Source organism: Caulobacter sp. FG7 (assembly GCF_057808875.1).
The window spans coordinates 14,993-31,841 of the sequence record NZ_JBMDIW010000042.1 but is presented as its reverse complement, the minus strand read 5'-3'; the positions used below and the strand labels follow the sequence as shown (position 1 = coordinate 31,841).

General features: G+C 69.3%; 18 protein-coding genes and 1 riboswitch. Of the genes, 13 read left to right on the top strand and 5 right to left on the bottom strand.

Annotated features, from left to right (window positions below; genetic code table 11):
- Positions 1 to 99: 99 nt before the first annotated feature.
- A complete protein-coding gene (locus ACODR1_RS23385) occupies positions 100 to 2,010 on the bottom strand; it encodes a TonB-dependent receptor plug domain-containing protein (protein ID WP_488882580.1) in 1,911 nt (636 codons plus the stop codon).
- A gap of 107 nt (positions 2,011 to 2,117) precedes the next feature.
- Positions 2,118 to 2,318: riboswitch (cobalamin riboswitch) on the bottom strand.
- Positions 2,319 to 2,358: 40 nt separating this feature from the next.
- On the opposite strand from ACODR1_RS23385, the gene cobU reads away from it, so the two are divergent.
- Both cobU and ACODR1_RS23375 read left to right on the top strand, forming a co-directional pair.
- Positions 2,359 to 2,874 carry a bifunctional adenosylcobinamide kinase/adenosylcobinamide-phosphate guanylyltransferase gene (cobU, locus tag ACODR1_RS23380; RefSeq protein ID WP_488882579.1) on the top strand — a complete coding sequence of 172 codons (516 nt, stop codon included), beginning with the start codon at positions 2,359 to 2,361 and terminating at the stop codon, positions 2,872 to 2,874.
- Between the two features lie 120 nt (positions 2,875 to 2,994).
- A complete protein-coding gene (locus tag ACODR1_RS23375) occupies positions 2,995 to 3,351 on the top strand; it encodes a response regulator transcription factor (RefSeq protein WP_488882578.1) in 357 nt (118 codons plus the stop codon).
- On the opposite strand, the gene ACODR1_RS23370 is transcribed toward ACODR1_RS23375, so the two are convergent.
- From ACODR1_RS23370 to ACODR1_RS23355, 4 genes are all read right to left on the bottom strand, one after another.
- Positions 3,336 to 3,476 carry a hypothetical protein gene (locus tag ACODR1_RS23370; protein ID WP_488882577.1) on the bottom strand — a complete coding sequence of 47 codons (141 nt, stop codon included), beginning with the start codon at positions 3,474 to 3,476 and terminating at the stop codon, positions 3,336 to 3,338. The two genes, ACODR1_RS23375 and ACODR1_RS23370, sit on opposite strands and share 16 nt — an antisense overlap.
- Before the next feature lie 121 nt (positions 3,477 to 3,597).
- Complete coding sequence (locus ACODR1_RS23365; RefSeq protein ID WP_488882576.1) at positions 3,598 to 4,194, bottom strand: DUF1190 domain-containing protein; 597 nt, start codon at positions 4,192 to 4,194, stop codon at positions 3,598 to 3,600.
- A 77-nt stretch (positions 4,195 to 4,271) separates the two neighbouring features.
- Positions 4,272 to 4,685 (bottom strand): DUF350 domain-containing protein, encoded by a 414-nt coding sequence (locus ACODR1_RS23360; RefSeq protein ID WP_488882575.1) that lies wholly within the window; start codon positions 4,683 to 4,685, stop codon positions 4,272 to 4,274.
- A 25-nt stretch (positions 4,686 to 4,710) separates the two neighbouring features.
- Positions 4,711 to 5,349 (bottom strand): DUF2491 family protein, encoded by a 639-nt coding sequence (locus ACODR1_RS23355; protein WP_488882574.1) that lies wholly within the window; start codon positions 5,347 to 5,349, stop codon positions 4,711 to 4,713.
- Positions 5,350 to 5,494: 145 nt separating this feature from the next.
- On the opposite strand from ACODR1_RS23355, the gene ACODR1_RS23350 reads away from it, so the two are divergent.
- The 11 genes from ACODR1_RS23350 to ACODR1_RS23300 all read left to right on the top strand — a co-directional run bounded on the left by ACODR1_RS23350 (position 5,495) and on the right by ACODR1_RS23300 (position 16,646).
- Positions 5,495 to 5,932, top strand: coding sequence for a YjfI family protein (locus tag ACODR1_RS23350; RefSeq protein WP_488882573.1), 438 nt, complete (start codon positions 5,495 to 5,497; stop codon positions 5,930 to 5,932).
- A gap of 30 nt (positions 5,933 to 5,962) precedes the next feature.
- Positions 5,963 to 6,697 carry a PspA/IM30 family protein gene (locus tag ACODR1_RS23345; RefSeq protein WP_488882572.1) on the top strand — a complete coding sequence of 245 codons (735 nt, stop codon included), beginning with the start codon at positions 5,963 to 5,965 and terminating at the stop codon, positions 6,695 to 6,697.
- 9 nt (positions 6,698 to 6,706) lie between these two features.
- Positions 6,707 to 7,867 carry a glutathionylspermidine synthase family protein gene (locus ACODR1_RS23340; RefSeq protein WP_488882571.1) on the top strand — a complete coding sequence of 387 codons (1,161 nt, stop codon included), beginning with the start codon at positions 6,707 to 6,709 and terminating at the stop codon, positions 7,865 to 7,867.
- 170 nt (positions 7,868 to 8,037) lie between these two features.
- A complete protein-coding gene (locus ACODR1_RS23335; RefSeq protein ID WP_488882570.1) occupies positions 8,038 to 8,208 on the top strand; it encodes a hypothetical protein in 171 nt (56 codons plus the stop codon).
- Positions 8,208 to 8,390, top strand: a complete 183-nt coding sequence (locus ACODR1_RS23330) for a DUF3606 domain-containing protein (protein WP_109102243.1) — start codon at positions 8,208 to 8,210, stop codon at positions 8,388 to 8,390. Before ACODR1_RS23335 ends, ACODR1_RS23330 begins: the two co-directional genes overlap by 1 nt.
- 348 nt (positions 8,391 to 8,738) lie before the next feature.
- Positions 8,739 to 11,423: a pyruvate, phosphate dikinase gene (ppdK, locus tag ACODR1_RS23325; protein WP_488882569.1), complete on the top strand. Its 2,685-nt coding sequence runs from the start codon at positions 8,739 to 8,741 to the stop codon at positions 11,421 to 11,423.
- Positions 11,424 to 11,695: 272 nt separating this feature from the next.
- On the top strand, positions 11,696 to 12,064 hold the full coding sequence (locus ACODR1_RS23320; RefSeq protein ID WP_488882581.1) for a MarR family winged helix-turn-helix transcriptional regulator: 369 nt from the start codon (positions 11,696 to 11,698) through the stop codon (positions 12,062 to 12,064).
- A gap of 8 nt (positions 12,065 to 12,072) precedes the next feature.
- Positions 12,073 to 14,082 carry an FUSC family protein gene (locus ACODR1_RS23315; RefSeq protein ID WP_488882568.1) on the top strand — a complete coding sequence of 670 codons (2,010 nt, stop codon included), beginning with the start codon at positions 12,073 to 12,075 and terminating at the stop codon, positions 14,080 to 14,082.
- On the top strand, positions 14,079 to 14,279 hold the full coding sequence (locus tag ACODR1_RS23310; RefSeq protein ID WP_101716169.1) for a DUF1656 domain-containing protein: 201 nt from the start codon (positions 14,079 to 14,081) through the stop codon (positions 14,277 to 14,279). The genes ACODR1_RS23315 and ACODR1_RS23310 overlap by 4 nt, the downstream gene beginning before the upstream one ends.
- Positions 14,280 to 14,286: 7 nt before the next feature.
- Positions 14,287 to 15,198: an efflux RND transporter periplasmic adaptor subunit gene (locus ACODR1_RS23305; RefSeq protein WP_488882567.1), complete on the top strand. Its 912-nt coding sequence runs from the start codon at positions 14,287 to 14,289 to the stop codon at positions 15,196 to 15,198.
- The gene (locus ACODR1_RS23300; protein WP_488882566.1) at positions 15,195 to 16,646 is read left to right on the top strand and encodes an efflux transporter outer membrane subunit; all 1,452 of its coding nucleotides are present in this window, start codon (positions 15,195 to 15,197) and stop codon (positions 16,644 to 16,646) included. Before ACODR1_RS23305 ends, ACODR1_RS23300 begins: the two co-directional genes overlap by 4 nt.
- Positions 16,647 to 16,849: the final 203 nt, after the last annotated feature.

Here is a 16,849-nt window from a genome sequence, read left to right as displayed (position 1 = left end):
CCCCCCCCCCCCCCCCCCCCCCCCCCCCCCCCCCCCCCCCCCCCCCCCCCGCCGCCAGGCGGCCGCCGTGTCCGGAAAGGGACGCCGGCGAGCCGCTCATCAGAACTTCGCCCGCACGCCGGCGAAGAAGCCGCGGCCCACCGAGCCGTAGCGGTAGATCGTCTGGTATTCCTTGTCGAAGAGGTTCTCGACGCGGCCGAACACCTCGAACTGCTCATTGACCGGATAGGCCGCGCGCAGGTCGAACAGGGCGTAGCTCTTCAGGCGGCGGGCGTTGGTGGCGTTGTCGTAGCTTTCACCCACGTACTGCACCGAAACGCCCGTGGTCAGGCCGTTCGACCAGTCATAGTCGGCGTTCAGGTTGGCCGTCTCGCTCGGGCGGCGCGGCAGGCGCTTGCCGTTGTTCGTCGCCGACCGGTTGATCGCGTCCATGTTGGTGTAGTTGGCGGTCACCTGCAGGGCCGAGGTCACCTCGATCGTGGCTTCCAGCTCGACGCCGCTGGTCTCGGTCTTGGCGAAGTTGGCGTAGCCGCCGTAGTTCGGCGGGTTGTTGTTCGAGACGAAGTCGATCTGGTTGGTGATGTCGCGGTGGAACCAGGTCACGCCGGCGCGCACGCGGCCGTTCAGCACGCTGTGCTCGACGCCCAGGTCGACGCTCTCGGACTCTTCCGGCTTCAGGTTGCGATCGCCGTAGATGCTGTAGAGCTGGTACAGCGACGGGGCCTTGAAGCCTTCGCCGTAGTTGGCGCGGAACACCGTCACGCCGTCATTGGGCGAGTAGGTGGCGCCGGCCTGGTAGACGGTGGCGTCGCCGAAGGCCGAGTGGTCTTCCTGGCGCACGCCGCCGGTCAGGGTCAGGCCCGCGACCGGCTTGGCCTGCAATTGCAGGTACAGGCTGTCGGTGCTCGCCGCGTGACGGTCGGCGGTTGGATTCGGATCGAAGGTCGAGGGCGAGGCGGTGCGGAACCACGAGCGCTCGGTCTCCGCGCCGAAGGTGGCGCGCAGGGCGTCGTTGATCGTCCAGGTGCCCTGGTACTCGAAGCGGCTGTTGGTGCCGCGCGCGTCGAAGGTCTTGGGGACCGACGAACTGGGATCGAAGTTGTCGCGGTCGGTCTGGGTGTAGCCGTAGCCGAGGCGGTTCTTCAGCGCGCCGTCGAAGGCGCTCAGGCGCACGCCGGCGTAGGAGACCAGTTCCTTGGTCTTGCCGTACTCGGGGCTGTCGGCGAAGGCGAACAGCGGGGCGGGGAAGCCGTCGAACTCGTTCTTGGCCGCGGCGTACGAGGCGCGCAGGTCGACAGCGGCCCAGTCGGTGACGTTCAGGTCCAGGCGGCTGCTGACCGCGGCGTTGCGATAGCCGTCCTTCTCCTTGCCGCCGTACGACTTGCCGAAGGCCGAGACGCCGTCGGTGGTGTAGTACGCGCCGGCCAGGCGGAAGCCGCCCCAATCGCCGCCGGTGCTGACGGCGGCGTGGCCGTAGGCGGTGTCGCGCGAGCCGGCCTCGGCCGACACGGTGGCGCCCAGCGGGCCGGTCGGCACGGCGGTGATCATGTTGACCACGCCGCCGATGGCCTGGCTGCCCCACAGCGTCGACTGCGAGCCGCGCAGCACTTCGATGCGGTTGATGTTGCCGGCCAGCAGGGTGGCGAAGTTGTAGCCGCCGCCGGTCGAGGACGGATCGTTCAGCTTGACGCCGTCGATCAGCACCACGGTCTGGTCGGTCTCGGCGCCGCGGATGCGCAGCTGGGTCGAGCCGCCGACGCCGCCGTTACGGGTGACGGTCACGCCCGCGGTGCGCGACAGCAGGTCGGAGACCACCACGGCCTGGGCCTTCTTCAGCGCTTCGGCGTCGATCACCGTCATGCTGGTCGAAACTTCCGACAGGTTCTCGGGACCGCGGCTGGCGGTGACGACGACCTGATCGACCGCCGCGGCGTCATCGGCCATGGCGTAGGCGGGCAGGGCAAGGGCGGGAACTGCGGCCGCGAGGGCCAGCAGGGAAACAAGGCGCATGTCGTTCCTCCGTGCGCGACAAGAAGGAGCGCGCTCCGCGAGGAACACGCCCGGACCAACGTCGTCATGCGGGGAAGACCCGATCGTACGGCGCACCCCGGCCGGACGAAAAACGACAACGACAGGCAGGTCTCCTGGCTCGCGGGTCATCGTTGCTGCGCGTCGCCTTCCCAGGCCTCTTCCGAAGAACAGCCCCAGTGGCATGTGACGCGCGAACTCGCCGCTTACAGTTGCGGGGGCAGCCCGGGTTTCACACCCGAGTTCCCTTTTCATCCTCTTTGGGAGGAACCTGTCGCGCTGGCTGCACTATATGGTGCGCCGCACACCGTCAATCTGGAGGCCTCAGCGTTGTCAGTCACCCTGGTCCTGGGCGGGGCCCGTTCGGGCAAGAGCGCATTCGCGCAGGGCGCGGCCGAGATCGTCGCCAGGGCGCGTGGATCCAAGCCGGTGATGATCGTCACCGCCCAGGCCTTCGACGCCGAGATGGAGGAGCGCATCGCGCGTCACCAGGTCGATCGCGGCGACGCCTGGACGACGCTCGAGGCGCCGATGGACCTGGTCGGGGCCCTGCGGGGCCTTTCGCCGGGCGCCGTGGCGGTCGTCGACTGCCTCACCCTCTGGCTGACCAACCTGATGCTGGCCGAGTGCGACGTTTCGTCCGCCGCTGCCAGGCTGGTCGACGCGGCCGCCGAGTTTGACGGCGAGCTTTGGCTCGTCTCGAACGAGGTCGGCTGGGGCGTAGTGCCCGACAACGCCTTGGCTCGCCGGTTCCGAGACGAGGCGGGCCGCCTGCACCAGGCCCTGGCCCGGGCCGCCGACGCCGTCCATCTCGTCGCGGCGGGGCTAAGCCTGCGGATGAAGTGAGTCGCGCGACTCGGCCGTCGGTTGCTCAACTTCGGGAAATGCGACGATTGCGCACGCTGACACCGGGTGTCGCGGCATGGTTAAGACCTGTTCATACATTCGACAGGGCTGGGGCTGGCCATGCGACGGATCCTTATTGCGGAAGACGACATTCTCCTCGGCGGCGTCTACGAGATGCTGCTGGAGGACGCGGGATTCGAGGTCCTGTGGAGCCGCGACGGCCGCGAGGCGCTGGACGCCTTCGACGCCTTCGCGCCCGACCTGCTGATCACCGACAATTCGATGCCGCGGATGACCGGGGCCGAGCTGATCCGCGCGGTGGAAGACCGCGACGTGCCGGTGCTGATGGTGTCGGCCAGCGATCCGCGCGTGCTGAAGGTCGAGCCCGACATGTGGCTGGAAAAGCCGATCTCGCCGGCGCGGTTGCTGACAGCCGTGCGCGCGCTGCAGCGGGGCGTGGTTCAGGCTGCGGCCTGAAGCGCCAGGGCGACGATCATCGCCACCAATCCCAGGCCAACGGCCCAGGCGGTGCAGAACGCCAGGGTGGGATGGCGCTGCCACCAGCGCGGATGGGGAACGCCCGTGATGGTCTTGTCGGTCATGCGGTCGTCTCGCGTGGTCTACGACAGACCAACGCGAGACGCCGCCATTCTGGTTCCCGAGAGCGCGGTGGGCGAAAGTGTGAGCGGTTTCGCCGTCTAACGCGCTCCAGATTCGACGGCTCTAGCCGCCGAAGCCGCGCGATCCGCCGCCGAAGCCGCCGCGCGAGATGACGCTGCTGCGGCTTTGCACGCGGGCCGGGGCCTCGTAGCGCGAGGGGGCGTCGAAGCTGTCCTGGCGCACCCGGCTGCGGCCCGAGAGGTAGTCGCGCGAGATCGGATAGCCCGAACCGCTGTAATAGGTCCCCTCGCGGTCGCGATACATCGGCGCGCCGCGATAGCCGCGGTTGTTCATCCCTTCCAGCGCCTGGCCGATGATGAAGCCGGTCAGCAGCGGGGTGAAGAAGCTGCCGCCGCCATTGGCCTGGCTGCGCGGAACGCACTGGTCGACGCCGTAACGCTCTTCGCAGCTCTGCTGGTCGGAGAACTTGGGCGCGTTCTCGGCGCTGGCCTTCTGGGCCTCGTCATAGGCCGTCTGGCACTGGTCGGCGGTGAAGTCGCCCGAGGCCTTGCAGTCGTCCAGGCTCGCGAAGCTGGAGGCGTCGACCTTCTGGCCGGAGGCGGCAGCGGGCGGGTTGTCGCCCCACTGCGTGGCCGAGCCCGGATCGTCGCAGGCCACCAGCGTGAAGGCCGAGCCGGCCATCAGGCTGGTCAGGGCCATGGCGCTGGAGCGCTTGCGACGCCGAGTCGAAGCCGAAACTGGGGCGGGCGGGGGAGAAAGCGCGTTCATGTCCGGCCTCACGAGGTCATGCAGGCGGCGTTCAGCAGGCCGACGGCCAGCGAGATCGAGGCCAGGTAGACGCCGGCGGCGAGCTCGGCCTTCTCGATGCGGTCGATCAGGTCCTTGAGCACCGTGAAGCGCACCAGGGTGAAGGCGGCGATCTGGATGACGCCGGCCAGCAGGGCCCAGGCGGCGAATTCCATCAGGCTGACGGTGTGGCTCAGCGCGGACGCCAGCGGCAGCACGTAGCCGACCACGGCGCCGCCCAGGGCGATGGCCGCGGCGACGTTGCCCTCGCGGATCAGCTTGGCTTCGTCGTAGGGCGTCACCGCCTGGTAGACGATCTTGAACACGACGGTGAACACGCCGGCGGCGGCGAAGGCCACCAGGAAGGCCAGGGCGCTTTCGCCGAAGGCATTGACGTCGAACATGGTCTATTTCCCCCTGTCAGGTGGCTTAGGCGCGGAATTCGCCGACTTCCAGCGGCACGCCGATCATGGTTTCGAACGAGACCTCGCGGTCCTCGGTCTCCATTTCGATGGCCAGCAGCAGTTCGCGGCCCTCGCCGGGCAGGTCGCGGGCGAACAGCATGCAGGTCTGGAAGATCTTGCGGTCGGGCACGCCGTCGCGGTCGTCATGCAACTCTTCCCAGAAGGTCACGGGCTCCTGGCTCTCGGCCTCGTCGCCGAACCAGAAGCGGTGATACTCGGGCAGGCCCGCGGCGGCGAAGCTGCGGGCGCGCAGGCGCTTGCCCCAGGCGTCGCGGTCGGCGCGGCCGGCCGGATAGGCGCTGTCCCAGGGCACGAAGATCGTCACGTCGGTCAGGCGCTGGCCGGCGCGGTCGTCCGACACGGCCTGAAACATCACGTGGTCGTCGGTGTAGAACCGGTGCACGAAGCCGCCGTCCTTCAGGTCCACCAGGCCCTGGGCGGTGATTTCCAGCGTGTCGCGGTCGAGCGGGAACTTGGTGTCGGACCCGAAACGCTTCCACGCCAGCGGGTCCAGCCAGACGGTCCGGCCCAGGGTCACGTTGCGGATGGCGGGCAGGGCCGATTCCGGAGCGGGCTCCTTGCGGCCGAATAAGCGACTGAACATGGCGGATCCCTGCAACACTGGCCCTTCATGTACGGCGCCAGCCTGCGCTGTAAAAGGGGCGACGCTCGCTCTCGACGGCTGGCGTTCGGGCTCCCATCTTGTATGAACACGGCCAAGATGGCCCGTTGAAGAGGATCACGACCCGATGAGTCAGACGCCCTGGACTGTCCGCTCGCTGAAGGCGGCCCTGGACGAAGCGCCCGGACGCGGCGCCGACGAGATCACCGTCGGCATCCTGGAGGGCGCCGACGAGATCCTGCTGGCGACCATGCACTGGCATGGCGACCTGGAGATCTACATCAGCGTCAGCGACCAGCAGGTCGCGGCCTCGGCCCTGCTGTGGCCGGTCGACGAACAGGAAGACCGCCACGCCTTCAACGAGTTCCTGCTCAAGGCCCAGAAGCTGGTGCCGCTGTCGAACTTCGGCATCTGCGTCGTCGGCGGCCGCGACTACTACGAACTGTTCGGCGAGCTCTCGACCACCACCTCGATCGAGGACATCCTGATCGAGTTGCGCACCCTGGCCGAGAACGCCATCGAAGTGGCTTCCGACCTGCGCAGCTCGTTCTCGTCCGCCGCCTGACCCAAACCTAGAATTTCCCGGAGCCTTCCGATGTCCATCTGGCGCAAGCTGTTCACCCTGGGTCGCGCCGGCGCGCACGAAGCCACGTCCGCCGTCGTCGACGCCAACGCCATCCGCATTCTCGACCAGGAGATTCGCGACGCTGATGCCGCCCAGGCCAAGGCGCGCGATAACCTCGCCACCCTGGTCGCCCGTCGCCGCATCCAGGAAAACGACGTCAAGAGCCTGCGCGAGCAGGTGGCCAAGTACGAGAACTCGGCCCGCGCCGCCGTCACCAAGGGCGACATGGATCTCGCCCGCCAGGTCGCCCAGCGCATCGCCGACATCGAGAGCGAGATCTCGCTGAAGGAGCCGCAGATCGGCTCCATGCGCGAGGCCGAAGACCAGTTGCACCAGGCCATCGCCGCCACCGACCGCCGCATCGACACGCTCAAGCGCGAGGTCGAGGTCGTGAAGGTCAACGAGTCCGTCCAGAAGGCGCAGGAAGCCGTCACTGCCCGTGGCGCGGGCGCCGGCGCCTCGCTGGGTTCGGCCGCCGACAGCCTGGCGCGGATCAAGGAACGCCAGATGGTCCGCGGCGAGAAGATCAAGGCCGCCGGCGAACTGGAAGACCGCCGCACCGGCGCTGATCTCGACGAGAAGCTGCGCGTGGCCGGCATCCTGCCGGGCCAGTCGTCGGCCGACGACATCCTGGCCCGCCTCGCGCCGCAGCCCACCCCGCTGCAGATCGAGGACAAGGCCGCCGACGGTTCGAAGAGCGAGTAAGAGCCCAGCGTGCGTCGTCTTACCCTGACCCCTCGCGCCGACTGGCGCGAGAAGGCCGAGGCCGTCGGCTTCGTCTACCACCACACCGGCGGACAGGCCTATTGGGACGAGGGGACGGCGTACGCCTTCACCCTTCAGGAGGTCGAGGAACACCTGGAGCCGGCCGCCGCCGAGCTCCACGACCTGTGCCTCGACCTCGTCGATGAGGCGGTCGCCAGCGAGGAAATCCTCGAAAAGCTGGCGATCCCGCGCGAGCACTGGGACTTCGTCGCCGCCTCCTGGCGCGCCAAGGAGCCCTCGCTCTACGGCCGCTTCGACTTCGGCTACGACGGCTCGGGTCCGCCCAAGCTCTACGAATACAACGCCGACACCCCCACCAGCCTGTTCGAGGCCGCCACCTTCCAGTGGCTGTGGCTCGAGGATCTGCTGGGGCAGGGCGCCCTGCCGGCCGGGACCGACCAGTTCAACAGCCTGTTCGAGGCGATGCGCGATCGCTTCAAGGTGCTGTTCCCGAACGGCGGTTTCGTGCACTTCGCCAGCGACGACGAGGCCGTCGAGGACCGCCAGACCGTGCGGTTCCTGGAAGACCTCGCCGCCCAGGCGGGTCTTGATCCCAAGTTCGTGGCCATGAACGCCATCGGCCTGAACGAAGAGGGGCAGTTCGTCGACACCGATGGCTACCTGCTGCAGGCGGCGTTCAAGCTCTATCCGTGGGAAGACATGCTGCGCGAGCCCTATGCGGCTAACCTGGCGACGGCCAAGGTCCGCTGGCTGGAGCCGCCGTGGAAGGCGATCCTGTCCAACAAGGCGATCCTTCCGTTGCTGTGGGAGCGTCACAAGGGCCACCCCAACCTGCTGGAGGCCTATTTCGAGGGCGACCCGGCCGCCTCGGCGCTCGGCGCGAACTACGTGCGCAAGCCGCTGTTTTCGCGCGAGGGGGCCAATGTCGAGATCGTCGGCGCCAAGGCCGAGCCGGTGCTCGACCAGGGCTATGGCGCGGAAGGCGCGATCGTCCAGGCCTTCAGCCCGCCGCCCAGCTTCGACGGCAAGCACCCTGTGGTCGGCGTCTGGATTGTCGGGGCCGAGCCCGTGGGCATGGGCATCCGAGAAGACGACAGCCAGGTCACCAAGAACCTCGCCCGCTTCGTGCCGCACATCATCGAGGGGTGAGGTTTCCCTTCGACAGGAACCACCTCCTCGCAAAATCCCCGCGAAAGCGGGGGGGGCAGGCCTTTTCTGCAACCCGCCGCGCTCGACGATAAAACACCTGGGCCCCCGCTTTCGCGGGGGGGGTACGGAAGGGGGAGGGCAGCGCGTTCCGACGTGCTAACCTCTCGCCCATGAGCGACCAGAACGACGACGACCCGACCGGCGAAACCCCGATCCAACGGGCCCTGCGCATCAAGCAGGCGGCGATCGCCGCCCGTCCCAAGCCGCCGCGCGGCGGTCGTTTTCAACGCGAGCAGGCGTCCCGCAAGGCCGCCGGCTCCACCAAGCCGTGGAACAGCTGATGGCCGGTCTCAAGGACAAGCGTGGATTCATCGACAAGGACCGGCTCGATCTCTCCGAGCGCCAGGCCGTCGAATACTGGATGAAGCGTTGGGGCGTGACCCGCGATCAGATCACGACTGCCCATCGCAAGGTGGGCCGGATGACCAAGGACATCGCCGCCGAACTGGGCAAGAAGCGCTGAGCGGGCGTTCCGCTCGCTGTGCGATCATTGTTATTTCGAGCGTCCTGGGGTGGCCTTCGACCAGTCCCCGCAAAGCGCTGCCATTCTCCGTGTGGCGACGTTTCGTGCCTTTGAAATGGCGCAAGCTGTCAAACTGCGATCAAGACAACGTTGTCATGGCAATGATTTGCTGAATTCTTGGCAAATCTGCGGGAACGCAACGCGCATGTGGACGCGTTCTTGGCCAAAATGCTAGGGAGGCCACGGATATTGCACTGCGAGATTCAGATTTCGCAGGGCTGTTCCAAGGCGAGACGACCCCGATAGAGGGCGCGGCCTTTCTTCACTTTATCGCAGGGTGAACTCAAAATGCCGGTAGAGACGCTGACGAAGTCCCTTTGGGTCTATTCGTTCGGGGGAGGCGGCGCTGACGGCGACGCTTCCATGAAGAACCTCCTCGGAGGCAAGGGCGCCAATCTCGCCGAGATGTCGTCGCTGGGTCTGCCGGTTCCGCCCGGCTTTACGATCACCACCGAGGCCTGCGTCCACTATTACGCCAACGGCAAGCAGTACCCGGTCGAGCTGGCCGGGCAGGTCGCCGCGGGTCTCGCCAAGATCGAGGCCATCACCGGCAAGCGCTTCGGCGACGTGGCCAACCCGCTGCTGGTGTCGGTTCGCTCGGGCGCCCGCGCCTCGATGCCGGGCATGATGGACACCGTTCTGAACCTGGGTCTCAACGATGAGACCGTCGAGGGCCTGGCCGTCCTGTCGGGCGACCGCCGCTTCGCCTACGACAGCTATCGTCGTTTCATCCAGATGTATTCGAACGTCGTGCTCGACCTGGAGCACCACATGTTCGAGGAGATCCTCGACGACCATAAGGACCGCCTCGACGTCCACGTCGACACGGGTCTCTCCGCCGACGACTGGGCCGGGGTCATCAAGGACTACAAGGCCGCCGTGCTCAACGAGCTGGGCAAGCCGTTCCCGCAGGACGCCCAGGAGCAGCTGTGGGGCGCCGTCGGCGCCGTGTTCGCCAGCTGGATGAACGACCGCGCCAAGTTCTATCGCCGCATGCACGACATCCCCGAAAGCTGGGGCACCGCCGTCAACATCCAGTCGATGGTGTTCGGCAACATGGGCGACACCTCGGCCACGGGCGTGGCCTTCACCCGCAATCCGTCGAACGGCGACAACCGCCTGTACGGCGAGTTCCTGATCAACGCCCAGGGCGAGGACGTCGTCGCCGGCATCCGCACGCCGCAGTCGCTGACCAAGGCCGCCCGCGAGGAGATGGGCGACACCGCGCCGTCGATGGAAGAGGCGATGCCGGAGGTGTTCGGCCAGTTCAAGACCGTGGTCGAGACGCTGGAACGCCACTACCGCGACATGCAGGACATCGAGTTCACTGTGGAGCAGGGCGTGCTCTACATGCTGCAGACCCGCAACGGCAAGCGCACCGCCAAGGCCGCGCTCAAGATCGCCGTCGACATGGCCGCCGAGGGCGTGATCAGCAAGGAAGAGGGCGTCTCCCGCGTCGAGCCGGCCTCGCTCGATCAGCTGCTGCACCCGACCATCGACCCGACCGCCCATCGTGACGTCGTCACCGTCGGCCTGCCGGCCTCGCCCGGCGCGGCCACCGGCAAGATCGTCTTCGACAGCGACGAGGCCGAGAAGGCCGCCGCCAACGGCGAGGCCGTGATCCTGGTGCGTGAGGAGACCTCGCCCGAGGACATCCACGGCATGCACGCCGCCCGCGGCATCATCACCGCCCGCGGCGGCATGACCAGCCACGCCGCCGTCGTGGCGCGCGGCATGGGCCGTCCCTGCGTCTCGGGCGCCGGCGACGTGTCGATCTTCGCCAAGGAAGGCCTGTTCCGGGCCAAGGGCCGCGAGTTCAAGGCCGGCGAGATCATCACCATCGACGGCTCGACCGGCGAGGTCCTGGCCGGCGCGCCCAAGATGATCGAGCCCGAGCTGACCGGCGACTTCGCCACCCTGATGGGCTGGGCCGACCAGGTCCGTCGCCTGAAGGTGCGCGCCAACGCCGAGACGCCGCTCGACGCCAAGACCGCCCGCCAGTTCGGCGCCGAAGGCATCGGCCTGTGCCGCACCGAGCACATGTTCTTCGACGACACCCGCATCGCCGCGGTGCGCGAGATGATCCTGGCCGACGACGAGGCCGGCCGCCGCACGGCGCTGGCCAAGATCGCGCCCTTCCAGAAGGCCGACTTCGTCGAGCTCTTCACGATCATGGAAGGCCTGCCGGTCACCATCCGCCTGCTCGACCCGCCGTTGCACGAGTTCCTTCCGCATACGGAAGAAGACGTGCAGGCCGTGGCCGTGGCCACCGGTCTCGACGCCGCCAAGCTGCTGCGCCGCGCCAAGGAGCTGCACGAGACCAACCCCATGCTCGGCCACCGCGGCTGCCGCCTGGGCGTCTCCTATCCCGAGATCTACGAGATGCAGGTCCGGGCCATCCTCGAGGCGGCGTGCGAGATCGCCAAGTCGGGCAAGGCCGCCCCGGTGCCGGAGATCATGCACCCGCTGGTCGCGAAGGGTGAGGAGATGAAGTATCTGCGCGACCTGACCGACCGCGTCGCCAAGGCGGTGCTGGCCGAGCAGGGCGTCGATCTGAAATATACGGTCGGCACCATGGTCGAGCTGCCCCGCGCCGCCCTGCGGGCCGGTGATCTGGCCGCCAACGCCGAGTTCTTCAGCTTCGGCACCAACGACCTGACCCAGACGACGTTCGGCATCAGCCGCGACGACGCCGGCAAGTTCCTGGGCGCCTATATCGACAAGGGCATCTTCGAGAAGGACCCCTTCGTCAGTCTCGACCAGGACGGCGTCGGCGACCTGATCCGCATCGCCGCCGAGCGGGGCAGGGCGGCGCGTCCCGACGTCAAGCTCGGCATCTGCGGCGAGCATGGCGGCGACCCGGCCTCGATCGCGTTCTGCGAGAAGGTCGGCCTGGACTACGTCTCCTGCTCGCCCTACCGCGTGCCGATCGCCCGCCTGGCGGCCGCGCAGGCCGCGCTGGCTGGGAAGTAACGATCCTCCCCCTCTGGGGGAGGTGGCCCGGAGGGCCGGAGGGGGTCTCCCCCACCCGCGACACGATGAACGGCCCCGCTCCCACGAGCGGGGCCGTTTTTCTTTGTCCGCCCGCTTGCGTGAACTTCGATAGGAAGCTATCTAAATAGATAGCAAGCTACCTATCGTTCTTCGAGCATCGTTACATGACGTCCCGCATTCCCAGCGAACGCACCTTCACGGGCGCGGTGCTGCGCCTGGCGCGCATCTATCGCCGCGAGGTCAATCGCGCCCTGGCCGAGCACGGCCTTTCCGACGCCCGCGCCCTGCCGGTGCTGCACATCGCCCGCGCCGGCTCAGGCATGCGGCAAGGCGTGCTGGCCGAGGAACTGGGCGTCGAAGGCCCGTCCCTGGTCCGCGTGCTCGACCAGCTGTGCGCCGCCGGCCTGGTGGAGCGTCGCGACGACCCCGCCGACGGCCGCGCCAAGACCCTGCACCTGACAAGCGACGGCGCGGCCCTGGCCGTGATCGCCGAAGACACCGTCCAGGCCGTCCGCTCGCGCCTGCTGGTCGGGGTCAGCGACGAGGATCTGGCCGCCACCTTACGCACCTTCGCCGCCTTCGAGGCGGCCCTGGACGCCGCCAACGGGCAGGGGGCTTGAAGCGCTCCATGCCCAAGTTCGACCGGTGGACGCTGCTGTTCTCGCTGAACAGCTTCGTCGCCGCCATGCTCGCCCTCTGGATCGGTTTCGCCGTCGGCCTGCCGCGTCCCTATTGGGCCATGACCACGGCCTATATCGTCAGCCAGCCGTTGGCCGGGGCCGTGCGCTCCAAGGCGCTGTACCGCGTGCTCGGCACCGTGCTGGGCGGGGCGGCCGCCGTCGCCATGGTGCCCAACCTGGTCAATGCCCCCGTGCTGCTGTGCCTGGCCCTGGCCCTGTGGGTCGGCGCCTGCCTGACCATCTCGCTGCTCGACCGCACGCCGCGCAGCTATGTCCTGATGCTGGCCGGCTACACCGCCGCCATCATCGGCTTCCCGGCCGTCAGCCAGCCCGGCGCCATCTTCGACCTGGCCGTCTGGCGCGTGGTCGAGATCGGTCTCGGCATCATCTGCGCCACCCTAGTCCACAGCCTCGTCTTCCCACGCCCCGTGGGGACCGTCCTGCGCGCTCGTCTTGGCGCCTGGCTGGGCGAGGCCGATCGCTGGGCGCTGGACGTGCTGAAGGGCGCCGACGAGGAAGCCTTCGCCCGTGACCGCCGCCATCTGGCCGCCGCCGCCAGCGAGATCCAGATGCTGGCCACCCACCTGCCGTTCGACACCACCCGCCTGCGCGAGACCACCGGCGTGGTGCGGGCCCTGCACGAACGCCTGCTGATCCTCATCCCGCTGCTGTCGGGGCTCGCCGATCGGATGCAGGCGTTGAAGGACGTCAGGGATCCTGCCGCCCGAGCGGCGCTGGACGCCGTCATCGCCTGGATCGAGGCCGGTGCGACCCGTGGGCCGGGCCTCGAACTGATCGACCACCTCAAGGCCGAGGCCGCAGAGCGGCGGGGCGGCGACTGGAACGCCCTGCTGGTCGAGAGCCTGCTGGTGCGCCTGGCCGAAGCCGTCCAGGCCCTGGGCGAGGGGCATGCGCTGATGACGCGCCTGGAGAACCCCGACGCCCCGCTGTCGCCGAACCTGGCCGCGGCCACCGCCAACGCCGCCCGTCGCCGGATGCACAGCGACCTGCCGCTGGCCCTGCTTTCGGGCGCGGCCGCCGCGATCGCCGTGCTGCTGTCCTGCGCCCTCTGGATCGTTTCCGGCTGGGGCGACGGCGCCTCGGCTCCGGTCATGGCGGCGGTGTTCTGCTGCTTCTTCGCGGCCATGGACGATCCCGTGCCGGCTATCCGCAGCTTCGGGATCTTCACCCTGGTCTCGCTGCCGCTGTCGGCGCTCTACATGTTCGCCGTGCTGCCGGCCATCGACGGCTATCCGCTGCTGGTCCTGACCCTGGCGCCGCCGCTGCTGTTCATTGGCCTGTTCATTCCCAACCCCAAGACCATGGGGGCGGCGCTGGCCACGCTGATCGGCTTTTGTAATGCGCTTGCGCTGCAGGAAACCTTCAGCGCCGACTTCGCCAGCTTCCTGAACATCAACCTCGGCCAGTTCGTCGGCCTGGGGGCGGCGATTTTCGTCACCGCCGCCATGCGCTCGATGAGCATCGACGCCGGCGCCCGGCGCCTCCTGTCGCGCACCTGGAAGAACCTGGCCCGCCTGGCCCGGTCCAGCCGCGCGCCTGAACCGGCCGCCTTCGCCGCCGCCCTGGTCGACCGCCTGGGCCTTCTGACCCCGAAGCTCGCGGCTGTCGGTCCGCGCCACGATCTCGTCGGCGTCGACGTGCTGCGCGACCTGCGGGTGGGCATGAACCTCGTCACCGTCCAGACCGCCCGCGGCGATCTTTCGGGACCGGCCCGCGCCAGTCTCGACGCCGTGCTCGACGGGGTGGGCGACCACTACGCGGCCCTGTCGGCCGGCCGTCGCGCGCCGCCGCACGCCGAGCTGCTGGCCAAGGTCGACCAGGCCCTCGTCAGCCTGGGGCGGATCGCCTTCGTGCCCGGTGGTGTCACCGGCCTCGTCGGCCTGCGCCGCAACCTCTTCCCCGACGCCCCCGCCTTCAATCCGGAGCCCGCCGCATGACCGGCGAATACAATATCGACGGCGTCTTCCTGTCGTCCGTCCTCGTCTCGGCCGTCGTGGCCCTCGTCGCCGCCTTCGTGCTCCGACGCGTGCTGTCCTGGGCCGGCGCCTACCGCTTCGTCTGGCACCCGGCGCTCTTCGACACCGCTCTCTTTGTCATCCTCTGGGCCGCCGCCGTGGCCCTTGTCCGTCCGTAAGAAAAACATGCCCCAGCTGAAAACTATCCTCCCCCAAGCCGGCCGCGTCGCGGTCACCCTGGCCGTCGTCGCCGTCGCCGTGGTCGGGGGCAAGCGCCTCTGGGACCACTACCAGGTCGACCCGTGGACCCGTGACGGCCGCGTCCGCGCCGACATCGTCCAGGTCGCGCCCGACGTCTCGGGCCTGGTCACCGCCGTCCAGGTGGTCAACGACCAGACGGTCAAGGCCGGCCAGCCGCTGTTCTATGTCGACCGCGACCGCTACGCCCTGGCCCTGCGCCAGGCCGACGCCGCCGTCGCCGCCCAGAAGGCGCAGCTGGCCCAGGCCCGCCGCGAACTGGCCCGCAACCGCGTGCTGGGCGACCTCGTCGCCGGCGAGATCACCGAGCAGAGCCTGGCCAAGGTCGAGCAGGGGCAGGCCGCTCTGGCCCAGGCCGTAGCCGCCCGCGACCTCGCCGCCCTGAACCTTTCGCGCACCCTGGTCGTCGCGCCGACCGACGGCTTCCTGTCGGACCTGACGCTGCGCACCGGCGATTACGTCACCGCCGGCAAGCCGGTGCTGGCCCTGATCGACAGCCGCTCCTACAGGGTCGAGGGCTACTTCGAGGAGACCAAGCTCAAGGGCCTGCATGTCGGCCAGAAGGTCAGCATCACCGTGATGGGCGAGGACAGGCCGCTGCACGGCCACATCCAGTCGATCGCCGCCGGCATCGAGGACCGCGACCGCGCCGCCGGGGCCAGCCTGCTGCCCAACGTCAATCCCACCTTCAGCTGGGTGCGCCTGGCCCAGCGCGTTCCCGTCCGGGTCGCCCTGGATGAGACCCCCAAGGACCTGCGCCTGATCGCCGGCCGCACGGCCACTGTCGCGGTGCTGGGGCAGGGGGCTGGCACGGTCGCCGGCAAGGGAGCCGCCTCGTGAGCACGCTCCGCACCCTGGCGGCCGCGGGCTCGCTGCTGGCGCTGGCCGCCTGCACGACCGTCGGCCCCGACTACAAGCGGCCCGACGCCGCCAAGATCAACGAGCCCGCCGCCCAGGCGCCGTTCATGGGCGCGGCCAGCGCCGCCGTCAGCCAGGACCCGGTCCCCGACGGCTGGTGGAAGCTCTATGACGACGAGACCCTCAACGGCCTTGTCCAGGAGGCCCTGGGCGCCAACACCGACCTGCGGGTCGCCGCCGCCAACCTGGCCCGCGCCCGCGCCGTGGCCGGCGAGGCCGACGACGCCGGCGGTTTCTCGGTCGGCGCCTCGGGGGCGGCGATGCGCGCCCGCGAGTCCGGCGAGCAGTACCTGATGAGCGAGCCGTTGCCGGTCGAGAACCTGGCCGACGCCGGCGTGAAGGTCTCCTACCAGGTCGACCTGGTCGGCCGCCTCAAGCGCGCCGCCGAGGCCGCCCATGCCGACGCCGACGCCAGCCAGGCCGCGCTCGACCTGGCCCGCGTCAGCGTCGCCGCCGACGTCGCCCGGGCCTATGTCGAGGAGTGCTCGGCCGGCCACGAGATCCACGTCGCCGAGCATAGCCTCGATCTGCAGCAGAAGAGCCTGGAGGCCACCAATCGCCTGATCGCCGCCGGCCGCGGCACGGCGCTGGACGCCACCCGGGCCCGCGCCCAGGTCGATCTGCAGCGCGCCGCGATCCCCAGCTTCGAGGCCCATCGCAAGGCCGCGCTCTACAAGCTGGCCGTGCTGACCGGCAAGCCGCCGGCCCAGTTCCCCAAGGCCGTCGAGGCCTGCGCAACGCCGCCGAAGCTGTCGCAACCCCTGCCGGTCGGCGACGGCGCGGCCCTGCTCAAGCGCCGGCCCGACGTCCGCCAGGCCGAGCGCACCCTGGCCGGCGCCACCGCTCGCATCGGCGTGGCGCGCGGCGCGCTCTATCCGAACATCAGCTTCGGCATGGGCGCGGGCTCGACAGGCTTGCTGGCCGATATCGGCCAGCCGGCAGCCAACCGCTGGAGCCTGTCGGGCCTGATCTCCTGGACCCTGCCGGGCGAGGGCGAGCGCGCCCGCATCCGCGGGGCCGAGGCCGGCGCCGACGGGGCTTTGGCGCGGTTCGACGGCGTGGTGCTGAACGCCCTGCGCGAGACCGAGACCAGCCTGACCGCCTACGCCCACGAACTCGACCGCAACGCCGCCCTGCGCGCCGCCCGCGACGAAGCCGTGAAGGCCGAACGCCAGGCCGCCACGCTCTACAAGGCCGGCCGCGCGCCGTACCTGCAGGGCCTGGACGCCCAGCGCACGCTGGCGGGCGCGGAGGCCTCCCTGGCCGCCTCGGACGCGGCCGTGGCGGCTGATCAGGTCAACCTGTTCCTGGCGCTGGGCGGCGGCTGGGAAACCGCGCCGGCGGTGAAGGTGGTGCAGGCGCAGCGCTGATTGGAGAGGGGGAGAGCCGCGCTGACGCCGGCCCCCTCTGTCGCTCCGCGACAGCTCCCCCAGAGGGGGAGCATCTGGGCGCGAAGATCCTCCCCCTCTGGGGGAGGTGGCCCGGAGGGCCGGAGGGGGGGGCGTTTTCAGTTGCCGCAACGCCCGAAGGACATCCCCCCACCGATCGCTATGCGATCGCCTCCCCCACAGGG

Bases quoted from the DNA above. Each gene is read 5' to 3' on its own strand.
- ACODR1_RS23385 (WP_488882580.1), bottom strand. From the start codon at position 2,010: ATGCGCCTTGTTTCCCTGCTGGCCCTCGCGGCCGCAGTTCCCGCCCTT.
- ACODR1_RS23365 (WP_488882576.1), bottom strand. From the start codon at position 4,194: ATGGCCCTGACCAGCCTGATGGCCGGCTCGGCCTTCACGCTGGTGGCC.
- ACODR1_RS23360 (WP_488882575.1), bottom strand. From the start codon at position 4,685: ATGTTCGACGTCAATGCCTTCGGCGAAAGCGCCCTGGCCTTCCTGGTG.
- ACODR1_RS23370 (WP_488882577.1), bottom strand. From the start codon at position 3,476: ATGACCGACAAGACCATCACGGGCGTTCCCCATCCGCGCTGGTGGCAG.
- ppdK (WP_488882569.1), top strand. From the start codon at position 8,739: ATGCCGGTAGAGACGCTGACGAAGTCCCTTTGGGTCTATTCGTTCGGG.
- ACODR1_RS23345 (WP_488882572.1), top strand. From the start codon at position 5,963: ATGTCCATCTGGCGCAAGCTGTTCACCCTGGGTCGCGCCGGCGCGCAC.
- ACODR1_RS23350 (WP_488882573.1), top strand. From the start codon at position 5,495: ATGAGTCAGACGCCCTGGACTGTCCGCTCGCTGAAGGCGGCCCTGGAC.
- ACODR1_RS23310 (WP_101716169.1), top strand. From the start codon at position 14,079: ATGACCGGCGAATACAATATCGACGGCGTCTTCCTGTCGTCCGTCCTC.
- ACODR1_RS23330 (WP_109102243.1), top strand. From the start codon at position 8,208: ATGGCCGGTCTCAAGGACAAGCGTGGATTCATCGACAAGGACCGGCTC.
- ACODR1_RS23335 (WP_488882570.1), top strand. From the start codon at position 8,038: ATGAGCGACCAGAACGACGACGACCCGACCGGCGAAACCCCGATCCAA.
- ACODR1_RS23375 (WP_488882578.1), top strand. From the start codon at position 2,995: ATGCGACGGATCCTTATTGCGGAAGACGACATTCTCCTCGGCGGCGTC.
- ACODR1_RS23315 (WP_488882568.1), top strand. From the start codon at position 12,073: ATGCCCAAGTTCGACCGGTGGACGCTGCTGTTCTCGCTGAACAGCTTC.
- ACODR1_RS23355 (WP_488882574.1), bottom strand. From the start codon at position 5,349: ATGTTCAGTCGCTTATTCGGCCGCAAGGAGCCCGCTCCGGAATCGGCC.
- ACODR1_RS23305 (WP_488882567.1), top strand. From the start codon at position 14,287: ATGCCCCAGCTGAAAACTATCCTCCCCCAAGCCGGCCGCGTCGCGGTC.